Raw genomic sequence first — 11,838 nt, 5'->3', positions numbered from 1 at the left:
GAAGGCTCATTAGAGTTTGAGGATCTTAATGTTTTTGTACCATACGTCATTACCATGATCCTGGAGTGCCAGTTTACCTGTGCTGAATTTTCCGAAGTCAGGCATTCCTTTAAACTTACTACCGGCCACGAGTGCCTTCCAGGCATCGTCACCATAGCTTGTTGACACTACAGTTGTTCCGTTAAGTTTAAATTCAAGCTTGCCATTGTTCTGGATGATCTCAGCAAGGTTCCATTCTCCTACAGGCTTCACAGTTTCAGGTGTTGATGCAACCAGGTCGTAAAGATCACCAGCCCTGTGTTTGTGAATCTTTGCATCAGGATGACCGTTGTTATCGAGCACCTGCATTTCCGGACCGGTATACCAAACGTATTTGTATTTAGCTGGCTCATCCTGTACGTTGAAGATTACACCACTGTTACCATCTTTGGAAATCTTCCACTCGAGCTTGAGGTGATAGTTAGTGAAAGCCTCTTCCGTTACGATATCACCGCCGCCACCTGTCTGCCAGTCGGCACCTTTGGCGGAAGCATCGAGGTGAAGCGTACCATTGTCAACTTTCCATGCCGGGCCGGTAATGGTTTTGCCGAATGTATGCCAGCCTTTGGTTGAAGTTCCGTCGAACAATAATTGCCAGCCTTCTTTTTTCTCCTGCTTGCTCAGTGTATTGTCTGCAGCCGCGTTATCAGATACTTTGTTGGAAGAACCACACGATGCCAGTACTGCCAGGGTAGCGGAAAAAGCAAATATCCTTTTGATCATTCTTATTGGTTTTTGAGTGTCAGTATGTATTTCACCATTGTTTTCGCATCGTCCTCAGATACCTGTGGGTGAGGGGTCATGGGAACCTGTCCCCATACACCACTGCCACCTTTTATGATCTTGTTTGCCAGATCAGTAATAGTAGCGTCGTCTGCAGTGTATTTTTTTGCAACGTCAGAATAAGAAGGGCCGATGGCCTTTTCGTTAACCTTGTGACAGGTAAGACAATCGCTTGACGCAATCAGTTCAACCCCCTTGTCATCCTCTGCAGGTGCAGGTGCTGCCTGCTCTTCTTTTGCCGCGGGTTCGTCCGCCTTTTTTTCAGTTGTCTGGTTGTTTCCACATGCAATGGCAATGGCGCTTACGCCCAGCACGATGAAGAACTTTTTCATTTTCGTTTGTTTATTGAATGCCTAGAATTTTTTTATTGAAAGCTTCGTCTGACCCGGTTCCCGCAAAATCATCAAATGCTTTTTCGGTAACCCTGATGATGTGATCCTTTATAAAGATAGCACCTTCTGATGCACCATCTTCCGGATGTTTCAGGCAACATTCCCATTCCATTACCGCCCAGCCTTTATAGTCATATGCAGCCAGCTTGCTGAAGATTGCTCCGAAATCAACCTGCCCGTCGCCAAGGGAACGGAACCTGCCGGCACGATCGATCCAGCTCTGGTAACCGCCATATACACCCTGCCTGCCGGTTGGATTGAATTCAGCATCCTTTACATGGAACATCCTGATGCGCTCATGATAGATGTCAATATATTCGAGATAGTCGAGGCACTGCAGCACGAAATGTGAGGGATCGTAAAGCAGGCAGGCGCGTGGATGGTCATTCACTTCCTTCAGGAACATCTCGTAAGAGATGCCATCGTGGAGGTCTTCGCCCGGATGGATCTCATAACAGAGATCAACGCCATTTTCATCAAATACATCGAGAATAGGTTTCCACCGCTTTCCAAGTTCACGGAAACCGGTTTCTACCAGTCCTGCCGGACGCTGGGGCCATGGGTAAACCGTATGCCACAACAGGCTTCCGCTAAACGTAGCATGGGCATTGAGTCCAAGGTTCTGAGATGCTTTGGCTGCATATTTCAGCTGCTGTACTGCCCATTCTGTGCGGGCAGCAGCATTGCCGCGAACCTCTTCCGGTGCAAAGCCATCAAACAACTCATTGTAAGCCGGGTGAACGGCAACGAGTTGTCCCTGCAGGTGCGTAGACAATTCCGTAATGGAAAGCCCGCATTCATTTACGATGCCTTTTATTTCATCTGCATAAGTTTTGCTTTCTGCCGCCTGTTTAAGGTCGATGCACCTGCTGTCCCAACTTGGGATCTGTACACCTTTAAATCCCAGTGATTCTGCCCAAAGGCAGATGGAACGGAGATTGTTGAAGGGAGCCTGGTCACCAAGAAACTGCGCAAGGAAAATACCGGGGCCTTTTAATGTGGTCATATTTCAAATTAAAAAGTCAAAATTAAAAAGTAAAAATTCGTTGTGCTGCGAGCTCCGTCTAATCACAGTTCGAACTCAGTCCATTTCCTCTCACTCCTGCCACTTTTTACGACGTTCTCGATGAACGCCATTCCGCGGATGCCTTCTTCGATCCCGGGGAAGTCGAGCCACTCCTTTTCAGGAGTACGGCCATCGAGACGCGCGCGCAAAGTCAAAGCGAAATTTCTGTAAAGGTTCGCGAATGCTTCAAGGTATCCTTCCGGGTGCCCCGGGGGAACACGGTAATTGTGCTTCGCAAAACTTCCAAGGTAAGGAGCGCCGGTGCGTAATACCTGAGTAGGCTGGTCAAACCATTTTACCTTCAATGTATTCGCATCTTCCTGTTGCCATTCAATTCCGCCTTCCTCGCCATAGATGCGGATCTTAACATTGTTTTCTTCACCCGCAGCCACCTGCGTGGCAAAAAGGAATCCGCTTGCACCTCCCTCAAATTTCAATAACACCGTACCGTCATCATCAAGCAGGCGACCAGGCACATTGATGTTCAGGTCTGCACAAATGCTGGTTACTTTCAGCCCGCTTACATATTCGGCCATGTTGAAAGCATGCGTCCCGATATCACCCATTGCGCCTGCAATACCGCTGCGCTTGGGATCAGTACGCCACTGTGCCTGTTTGTAATCGGTTACTTCCAGGTATTTGCTCAGCCATCCCTGCGGGTATTCGACGTAAACTTTTCTCAGTTTCCCGAGTTTACCAGATGCCACAATTTCGCGGGCCTCCTTGATCATCGGGTAACCGGTATAGGTATGTGTAAGGCAAAACAGCAAACCCGAATTGTCGGCAATTTTCTTCAGCTCCTTTGCCTCTTCCAGTGAAAAGGTCATGGGTTTGTCGAGCACCACGTGAAACCCATTTTCCAATGCCAGTTTTGCCGGGGCAAAATGCACATGGTTGGGAGTAACGATACTCACAAAATCCATCCGTATTCCTTCAGGCAACTCTTTTTCTTCGAGGATCATTTCTTCATATGATCCATACACCCTTTCAGCCGGAAGATGTAACAATGCACCACTTTCCTTTGACTTCTCCCTGTTGCTGCTGAACGCCCCGCAAACCAGTTCAGTTTCTCCATCCATTATCGCAGCGATCCTGTGTACCCCACCTATAAACGCATCTTTTCCTCCACCGATCATTCCCATCCTGAGTTTCCTGCTCATGGTCTTTGAATTTATTTAGAGAAGCTGACACACTCTTTTAGTTCTTTTTCGCTGTAGGCGAGCCCGTATTGCTTCAGTACATCATCTGGAACACCATTCCATTGGTTGGGTTTGTTTCCGGCGTATCCGATATCTGCTACACCAATTTGCGAAGTATAGAAACCGGATGCGGTCAGGTCACGCATTTTATTGAAGAAAGCCACGCCCTGGGCCATTTCCGGTTTCGCTTTTTTAGGATAAGCGATCTGGTCCACCATATTGATTCGTTCCTGCTCACTGCAATCCTTAAACGCTTTTCCAAATTGCCTGAGGCACTGGAGGTCGAGCCAGCGAAGACCACCGCGCATTGGTGTCTGGTGGTTAGGCATATCCTTCACAATAAACTCGATGAAGTCAGGAACTTTCGCATCGGATGCGCTTCCGCTTACTTCATCTTTCGGGATGATAATGTCTGCGAGGATGGTAATGGTGGCCATCTCATGTTCCGTGAAGAATTTTTCACTGGTAACATTCTTGTAATGGGCTACTTCCTCTTTCATCCGGTCAAGGTTGCCGGCAATATTTTTTTCGTCCTCCTTGGGAGCAGCTTTTTTATCGGTATCCTTACAGGCGTCAAGAAGCATGCCGGTGGACAATGATCCGAGAGCAAGGGCTTTGAGCGATTTTCTTCTGTCCATATCAGGGTTATGAAGGTTAGATATTTTGTTTTTTCAGCTGGTCAACAATGTATTCGCTTGCGCGCATTGACAACGCAAGGATAGTCCAGGTGATGTTTTTATCTGCCTGCGATACAAACGGGGCACCATCAACCACGAACAGGTTTTTACAGTCGTGTGCCTGGTTCCATTTGTTCAAAGCAGATTGTTTCGGATCGTTACCCATTCTTGCGGTACCTGCTTCATGGATGATCTTTCCTGGAGTGTGCAGTCCGTAATTATTCTCCGGACCATCATCACCACCCCAGGTTACGATCGCACCCATTTCATGCATGATCTCCTTAAATGTTTCCTTCATGTGCTTTGCCTGGTTGATCTCATGTTCACTCCATTTCACATTAAACTTCAACACGGGGATACCATATTTGTCAACCACATTAGGATCTATCTGGCAATTATTTTCGCGATAGGCAATTGCTTCTCCGCGTCCGGCCATACCCACATTGGCGCCGTAGAAGAAGCGGTAATCTTCCTTCAGTGACTTACCATATCCGCCGGCTTCCTTCTGTGTTCCGTTAACCAGGAATTTCCCGTTGAGGTTCTGGATGCCGCCGCCAAATCCGTAGGAAGGCTGGCCCATACCACCCCAGTACTCAATGTGGTAACCACGTGGGAAGTCAAGCTTTTTATTATCAAGCCACCAGGGTGAATAGATGTGCATACCACCTACACCATCTTCATTATATCGTTTCCGGCCCATAAGGTTCGGCAGTACACCGCCCATGTCGGCACCGGTTGAATCGTGCAGGTAACGACCTACTACGTCACTTGAGTTGGCGAGTCCGTTCGGATGGCGCTGAGACTTGGAGTTCAGCATGAGACGGGCACTTTCACAGGCACTTGCAGCCAGCACAACTACTTTTCCTTCAACCTGGTATTCCAGCATGTCATCCTTGTTCACATATGATACACCTGTGGCAAGTCCTTCTTTATTTGTTAATACTTCACGAGCCATTGCATTCGGGATAACATCGATATTCCCGGTTTTCATTGCAGGCTTGATCAATACACTGGAAGAGGAGAAGTCTGCGTACACCTGGCATCCGCGTCCGCATTGTCCGCAGAAGAAGCATGCACCCCGGTCATCGTTGATCTTCTGGGTAAGCATGCTCAGGCGGCCGGGAATTACTTTTACGCCGGCACGTTCAGCACCGCGTTTGATGAATAGTTCATGCAGCCTGGGTTTGGGAGGAGGGAGGAAAAATCCATCGGGGTCGTTTTCAAGACCTTCGTTGGTTCCGAACACCCCGATCAGTTTATCTACACGATCATAGAAGGGCTTAATATCATTATAGGTGATCGGCCAGTTTTCGCCCAGACCGTCAATGCTCTTGCGCTGGAAGTCCTTGGGTCCGAACCTTAAAGAAATCCTTCCCCAGTGGTTCGTACGGCCACCCAGCATGCGTGCGCGGAACCAGTCCCACTGCGTACCAGGGGCCTTAGTGTATGGCTCGCCATCCACTTCCCAGCCCCAGTAACATGCATCAAAATCGCCAAATGGACGGAACCTGGTGCTTGCACCTCTTCGGGGTGAATCCCAGGGATTTTTGAGTTGCGTTACATTAACAGCAGGGTCGTACATTGGACCCGCTTCAAGTAGACATACCTTAAGTCCGGCATTGGCGAGAATATACGCGGCCATACCGCCACCAGCACCAGAGCCCACAATTACGGCATCATACTTAGTTGCTTGTTTCTTGATCTGAAGATCACCCATCGTAAGATTTGTATTGATGTGAAGTAAGAGGGGCTAAATTAAATGATAATTGCAATTCAATGAACGAAATCCTAAAACAGTATCAATCTGATAAAAAAAACATTCAAATGGTTAAAAAAATGCAACTGAATCCCGATTCTGTAAAATTTTTTTTGATTTGGGAAGACGAATAGTGTTTGAAATACACTTGAATCCCATAAATTTATGACCGCTCTGATTAAATAACCCGAACGATATGCAAGCAATAAACAAGAACCGTCTCTTCGTAGCCAGTTGTCTGGCCCTTTTGGTAACTTCTCTCTCTTTTGGTATTCGCGCTGGCTTGTTAGACACCTGGAAATACCAGTTTGGACTAAGTCAGGAACAGGTTAGCGTAATCACCAGCACAGCGTTCTGGGGGTTTCCACTTGCAATTATAATAGGAGGTATGGTAGTTGATATAATAGGAATGAAACGGCTCTTAATTTTTGCTGCCTTATTCCATTTACTTGGAATCGTTCTAACGATCACGGCTACTGGTTTCTGGTCACTCTTCATTTCTACTTTATTAATAGGATTAGGTAATGGCACAGTAGAAGCTGCTTGTAATCCTCTGGTGGCTAGCTTGTATACTGATAATAAGACTACAAAACTTAATCATTTCCACTTATGGTTTCCTGGAGGTATAGTGATTGGAACTTTGATAGTTAGATTCTTTGGAAACGCAATCCCCGGTACTACGTATCTCGACAACTGGCAGTTTCTCGTTGCATTGATGCTTATTCCAACCCTTCTTTATGGATACTTTTTTATCAAACAGGAGTTTCCTGTTACAGAAAGAGTTGCATCAGGTGTGTCTACAAGTGAAATGTATAAGTCTTTACTTAATCCGTTGTTCATCATTATGATTTTCCTGATGTTCGGTACAGCGATTACTGAATTGTTTACTGGACAATGGATTGATGTGTTACTGAAAAATGTTTCTGACAATGCGCTACTCCTCTTAACTATTGAAACTGGAGTAATGGTATTGGGACGGGCCTTTGCAGGCCCGGTGGTAGGACGCTTCTCACCTCAGGGAGTTCTATTGCTTTCGGCTATTTTTTCTACCATTGGCCTCTATATGTTGGGGCATTACCAGGGCAATATGCTTTTCGTTGGAGCTTTAATCTTCGGTATTGGCGTATGCTATTTCTGGCCAACAATGATTGGATTTGTCGCAGAAAATCTTCCAAAAACCGGAGCTGTTGGATTGAACTTTATGGGGGGGGCGGGAATGTTTGCCGTTTCTCTTTATATGATTTTTATGGGTGGTTATTATGATCGCCTTCTCCTTAACAAACTTCCTGAGGGTGCGAGCTTGGAAACATACAATAAATCGCAGCCTGGAACTGAAATGGCGAATGCTCTTGTGGAAGCTAAAAAAGCAGCTGGTCCGGAAATTATCAATACTACAATGATCATTCCGGTCATCCTGACTTTTGCTTTCGCCGGCTTAGTCTTCTATATGAGAAATAAGAAAAGTACAGTAAGGGTTGCTCCTTCTCACTAATTTGATGTATAAAAAGTCTCCATCGCAGGAGTCTGATCACCCGACAAATGAAAAAAGAAAATTCAAGGCGAGACGCCGTGCGTAAAATGCTGGTAGCAGGTGCCGGTGTGGCACTCGCACCCGTCGCTGGTTTCTCCGCGGGCACCAGCAGTTCCGAAAATCTGAACATGAAAGGAAATATTAATCATGCAGTTTGCAGGTGGACATACGGACATTTGCCTCTTGAGGAATTGTGCGCTGCTGCAAAACAGATCGGCATCAAAGCTATTGACCTTGTAGGTCCGAAAGATTGGGAAGTGCTCAAGAAATACGGACTTGATTCATCAATGTGCAACGGTGCGGAGATTAACCTGGTTGATGGATTCTGCGAACCAAAGTTTCATGATACCCTGATAAAGAACTATACGGAGATGATCCCGCTTGTTGCAAAAGCAGGATATAAGAACCTGATCTGCTTCAGTGGGAACCGCAGGGGAATGGATGATGAAACTGGACTGAAAAACTCTGTGCAGGGATTGAAGAAGATCCTTCCGCTTGCAGAGAAACATGGCGTTGTGATCACAATGGAGCTGCTAAACAGCAGGGTGGATCATACCGACTATATGTGCGATCGTTCTGCATGGGGAGTGGAACTCTGTAAAAGACTGGGCACTGCAAATTTCAAACTGCTGTTTGATATCTACCATATGCAGATCGATGAAGGAGATATAATGCGCTCTATTCAGAAGAACCACCAATACTTCGGTCACTACCATACCGGCGGAAACCCTGGTCGGAACGAGATCGACGAATCACAGGAACTGTATTACCCCGCAATTATGAAAGCGATTGTCGCTACAGGATTCAAAGGATATGTAGCACAGGAATTCATTCCGTCGGCGTCAGATAAAATTGCTTCTTTGCGCAAAGCAGTGCAATTGTGTGACGTGTAACAATCGCTTATCGTCTTAACAAAACTTCAAACTCAAACTTCAAATTAGAGATATGGCTGAGAATACTTATGATGCGATCGTTGTAGGCTCCGGTATCAGCGGAGGCTGGGCTGCAAAGGAACTTACTGAGAAAGGCTTGAAAACCCTGATGCTGGAAAGAGGACGGGATGTAAAGCACGTCAAGGATTATGTGAATGCCAACAAACATCCATGGGAATTTCCGCACCGCGGCGGACGCACACAGGAAATGATCGCCAATTATCCCGTTTTGAAAAGGGACTACCCTTTGAATGAGACCAACCTGGATTTCTGGGTAAATGAAAAAGATTGTCCATATACAGAAGTAAAAAGATTCGATTGGTTCAGGGGATACCAGGTAGGTGGCCGCTCCTTAACCTGGGGCAGGCAGAGTTACCGCTGGAGTGATCTTGATTTTGAAGCAAATGCAAAAGATGGATTCGGCGTTGACTGGCCAATCCGTTATGCGGAAATCGCACCCTGGTACAGCCATGCAGAAAAATTCGCGGGCGTGAACGGATCCAAAGACGGATTACCCCAACTGCCTGATGGTGACTTTCTTCCTGCAATGGAAATGAACTGCGTGGAAAAAGACGTGGCTGCAAGGATCAAAGACCAATATAAAGGAAAGCGCGCCATGATCATGGGCCGAAGTGCAAACCTTACGGCACCGATCAACGGCCGTACCAATTGCCAGTACCGGAACAAATGCTGGCTGGGATGTCCCTTCGGCGCTTACTTCAGCACGCAGTCCGCAACACTGCCCGCAGCAATGGCTACCGGTAACCTGACACTTCGCCCGTTCTCAATCGTAACAAGGATTCTTTACGATAAGGATACCAAGAAGGCGAAGGGAGTAGAAGTGCTTGATGCAGAAACAAACAAAACTTATGAGTATTATGCCAAGATCGTGTTCCTGAATGCATCGGCATTGAACTCAACCTGGGTCCTGATGAACTCAGCCACCGATATCTGGCCCGAAGGACTCGGAAGCACCAGTAACGCGCTCGGACATAACCTTATGGACCACCACCTTGGCGTAGGTGCTTCGGGTATGGTTGAGGGTTATGAAGATAAATATTACTACGGTCGCAGGCCGAACGGAATTTATATCCCGAGATACCAGAACATCGGTGACGATAAGCGCGGATATCTCCGCGGATTTGGTTACCAGGGTGGTGCAAGCCGCCAGGGCTGGAGCCGCGATATTGCCGAACTGAATGTTGGTATCGAACTGAAAGAAGCACTGACAGAACCTGGACATTGGTCTATGGGTATGGGTGGTTTCGGTGAAGTTCTTCCTTACCACGAAAACAAGGTTACGCTCGACAAAACGAAAAAAGATAAATGGGGATTGAATGTCCTTGCCATCGATGTTGAACTGAAGGATAATGAAAAGAAGATGCGCGTGGATATGATGAACGATGCAGCTGAAATGCTTGAAGCAGCAGGTGTGAAGAATGTAAGGAAATGGGATGGTGACGGTACATTGGGCCGTGGTATCCATGAAATGGGAACTGCAAGAATGGGTAAGGATCCCAAGACTTCAGTTCTCAACAAATGGAACCAGGTTTGGGATGCACCTAACGTTTTTGTAACTGATGGCGCCTGTATGACTTCCGCAGCCTGTGTTAACCCTTCGCTTACTTACATGGCACTGACAGCAAGGGCTGCCGACCATGCGGTTAGCGAGTTGAAGAAAGGTAACCTGTAAAAGGGAAACAATATTCTCAATATGCCTGGAGATTCAACCAATGTGAACATTAATGCCAAGGCCATGGAGCAGTACACTTATGATGCCATAGTTGTAGGAAGTGGTATCAGTGGTGGGTGGGCTGCAAAAGAGCTTTGTGAAAAAGGACTGAAAGTCCTGATGTTGGAGCGCGGCCGTGATTTCGAACATGTGAGTGATTACAAAACCGCCAACCTTCATCCCTGGGAAATACATCATAGGGGAAGGGTTCCGCTCGAACAGAAAAAACACTTTCCTGTAATTGCACGGGGATGGGCATTAAGTGAACCGGTGATGGATTATTGGGCAAATGAAGACGATTGTCCATATACGGAAATCAAGCCCTTTACCTGGTGGCGAAGCTACCAGATGGGTGGCAGGTCAATACTTTGGGGAAGACAAAGTTATCGCTGGAGTGACCTCGATTTTGAAGCGAACAAAAAAGACGGTCATGGAATTGACTGGCCTATCCGTTACAGCGATATAAAGGAATGGTACGATTACGTTGAACGCTTTGCAGGTATCAGTGGATCAATAGAAGGTATACCACATCTTCCGGATGGACAGTTCCTGCCTCCAATGGATCTCAACTGTGTGGAAAAAGATGTAGCGCAAAGACTTAAAGCAAAATATAAAGGCGACAGGCACCTGATCATTGGGCGGGTGGCGAATTTAACAGCACCAATTCCGGGACGTACACAATGCCAGTTTCGCAACAGGTGCTGGGAGGGTTGTCCATTCGGTGGTTACTTTAGTACGCAGTCATCTACTTTGCCTGCAGCTAAAAAGACAGGTAACCTGACTGTGCGGCCATATTCAATTGTTACAAGTGTACTGTATGACAAGGACAGGAAAAAAGCCAATGGGGTAGAAGTATTGGATGCTGAAACAAACAAGACTTACAGGTTTGGGGCAAAGATTGTTTTCCTTTGTGCTTCTGCACTAAATTCGACCTGGGTATTGTTCAACTCCGCGACAGACGTCTGGAACGGTGGACTCGGAAGCAGTTCAGGTGAACTCGGGCACAATGTAATGGATCACCATTATAATCTCGGGGCTACAGGCCGTGTGGAAGGATACGAGGATAAGTATTATTATGGTCGACGGGCGAACGGATTTTATATCCCGCGCTTTGCAAATATTAATGGAGATAAGAGAGATTACCTCCGGGGTTTCGGGTACCAGGGTGGTGCAAGCAGAACAGGCTGGCATCGCGAGATCGCAGAAATGTCGATCGGCCAGGAATTGAAAGAAGCGATCACTGAACCGGGTGGCTGGGCGATCGGCGCAACGGGATTCGGTGAGATCCTGCCTTACCATGAGAACAGGATCCAGCTGGATAAAACAAAGAAGGATAAATGGGGACTTCCGATATTGGCCATGGACGCTGAACTCAAGGAGAATGAAATGGCCATGCGGAAAGACATTGTGCAGGAAATGGTCAATATGCTCGAAGCAGCAGGAGTGAAGGACATCAGTACTTACGACAGTGGTCATGCGATGGGGCACGGGATTCATGAAATGGGTACGGCACGGATGGGACATGATCCGAAAACGTCTGTTCTCAACAAGTGGAACCAGGTGTGGGATGCAAAGAACGTATTCGTTACTGACGGTGCATGCATGACCTCGTCTGCCTGCCAGAATCCCTCACTTACTTATATGGCACTAACCGCAAGGGCGGCAGACTATGCGGTAAGTGAACTGAAAAAAGGAAATCTATAACAGTAATAAATAACCGAAAACAAAAAC

At 46.9% G+C, this 11,838-nt stretch carries 10 protein-coding genes; 4 read left to right on the top strand and 6 right to left on the bottom strand.

The window, feature by feature from the left end:
* Positions 1-9 precede the first annotated feature (9 nt).
* The 6 genes from OI18_RS19695 to OI18_RS19670 form a co-directional block, all read right to left on the bottom strand.
* The gene (locus tag OI18_RS19695) at positions 10-762 is read right to left on the bottom strand and encodes a 3-keto-disaccharide hydrolase (RefSeq protein ID WP_039143025.1); all 753 of its coding nucleotides are present in this window, start codon (positions 760-762) and stop codon (positions 10-12) included.
* Between the two features lie 2 nt (positions 763-764).
* Positions 765-1,154, bottom strand: a complete 390-nt coding sequence (locus tag OI18_RS19690) for a c-type cytochrome (RefSeq protein WP_039143023.1) — start codon at positions 1,152-1,154, stop codon at positions 765-767.
* Positions 1,155-1,164: 10 nt separating this feature from the next.
* The gene (locus OI18_RS19685) at positions 1,165-2,220 is read right to left on the bottom strand and encodes a sugar phosphate isomerase/epimerase family protein (protein ID WP_039143020.1); all 1,056 of its coding nucleotides are present in this window, start codon (positions 2,218-2,220) and stop codon (positions 1,165-1,167) included.
* A gap of 62 nt (positions 2,221-2,282) precedes the next feature.
* The gene (locus tag OI18_RS19680) at positions 2,283-3,440 is read right to left on the bottom strand and encodes a Gfo/Idh/MocA family protein (protein WP_039143016.1); all 1,158 of its coding nucleotides are present in this window, start codon (positions 3,438-3,440) and stop codon (positions 2,283-2,285) included.
* Between the two features lie 11 nt (positions 3,441-3,451).
* The gene (locus tag OI18_RS19675) at positions 3,452-4,117 is read right to left on the bottom strand and encodes a gluconate 2-dehydrogenase subunit 3 family protein (protein ID WP_039143015.1); all 666 of its coding nucleotides are present in this window, start codon (positions 4,115-4,117) and stop codon (positions 3,452-3,454) included.
* 16 nt (positions 4,118-4,133) lie between these two features.
* Positions 4,134-5,873 (bottom strand): GMC oxidoreductase, encoded by a 1,740-nt coding sequence (locus OI18_RS19670; protein ID WP_039143013.1) that lies wholly within the window; start codon positions 5,871-5,873, stop codon positions 4,134-4,136.
* A 235-nt stretch (positions 5,874-6,108) separates the two neighbouring features.
* Between OI18_RS19670 and OI18_RS19665 the strand changes: the two genes are divergently transcribed.
* The 4 genes from OI18_RS19665 to OI18_RS19650 are packed head-to-tail and all read left to right on the top strand — an operon-like array spanning position 6,109 to position 11,811.
* Positions 6,109-7,404: an MFS transporter gene (locus OI18_RS19665; RefSeq protein WP_039143010.1), complete on the top strand. Its 1,296-nt coding sequence runs from the start codon at positions 6,109-6,111 to the stop codon at positions 7,402-7,404.
* Between the two features lie 47 nt (positions 7,405-7,451).
* Entirely contained in the window at positions 7,452-8,336 is an 885-nt protein-coding gene (locus tag OI18_RS19660) for a hydroxypyruvate isomerase family protein (protein WP_039143007.1), read from the top strand.
* Positions 8,337-8,388: 52 nt separating this feature from the next.
* Positions 8,389-10,068 (top strand): GMC oxidoreductase, encoded by a 1,680-nt coding sequence (locus OI18_RS19655; RefSeq protein WP_039143004.1) that lies wholly within the window; start codon positions 8,389-8,391, stop codon positions 10,066-10,068.
* Between the two features lie 21 nt (positions 10,069-10,089).
* Complete coding sequence (locus tag OI18_RS19650) at positions 10,090-11,811, top strand: FAD-dependent oxidoreductase (RefSeq protein ID WP_205410077.1); 1,722 nt, start codon at positions 10,090-10,092, stop codon at positions 11,809-11,811.
* Positions 11,812-11,838 lie beyond the last annotated feature (27 nt).

It is taken from the genome of Flavihumibacter solisilvae, assembly GCF_000814475.1.
In the GTDB taxonomy this organism is placed as follows: Bacteria; Bacteroidota; Bacteroidia; order Chitinophagales; family Chitinophagaceae; genus Flavihumibacter; species Flavihumibacter solisilvae.
This window is presented reverse-complemented; position numbering and strand designations above follow the sequence as displayed.

What these genes read in the sequence shown, in the direction of transcription:
- OI18_RS19695 (WP_039143025.1), bottom strand. Translation starts at nt 762, where the DNA reads ATGATCAAAAGGATATTTGCTTTTTCCGCTACCCTGGCAGTACTGGCA.
- OI18_RS19690 (WP_039143023.1), bottom strand. Translation starts at nt 1,154, where the DNA reads ATGAAAAAGTTCTTCATCGTGCTGGGCGTAAGCGCCATTGCCATTGCA.
- OI18_RS19685 (WP_039143020.1), bottom strand. Translation starts at nt 2,220, where the DNA reads ATGACCACATTAAAAGGCCCCGGTATTTTCCTTGCGCAGTTTCTTGGT.
- OI18_RS19680 (WP_039143016.1), bottom strand. Translation starts at nt 3,440, where the DNA reads ATGAGCAGGAAACTCAGGATGGGAATGATCGGTGGAGGAAAAGATGCG.
- OI18_RS19675 (WP_039143015.1), bottom strand. Translation starts at nt 4,117, where the DNA reads ATGGACAGAAGAAAATCGCTCAAAGCCCTTGCTCTCGGATCATTGTCC.
- OI18_RS19670 (WP_039143013.1), bottom strand. Translation starts at nt 5,873, where the DNA reads ATGGGTGATCTTCAGATCAAGAAACAAGCAACTAAGTATGATGCCGTA.
- OI18_RS19665 (WP_039143010.1), top strand. Translation starts at nt 6,109, where the DNA reads ATGCAAGCAATAAACAAGAACCGTCTCTTCGTAGCCAGTTGTCTGGCC.
- OI18_RS19660 (WP_039143007.1), top strand. Translation starts at nt 7,452, where the DNA reads ATGAAAAAAGAAAATTCAAGGCGAGACGCCGTGCGTAAAATGCTGGTA.
- OI18_RS19655 (WP_039143004.1), top strand. Translation starts at nt 8,389, where the DNA reads ATGGCTGAGAATACTTATGATGCGATCGTTGTAGGCTCCGGTATCAGC.
- OI18_RS19650 (WP_205410077.1), top strand. Translation starts at nt 10,090, where the DNA reads ATGCCTGGAGATTCAACCAATGTGAACATTAATGCCAAGGCCATGGAG.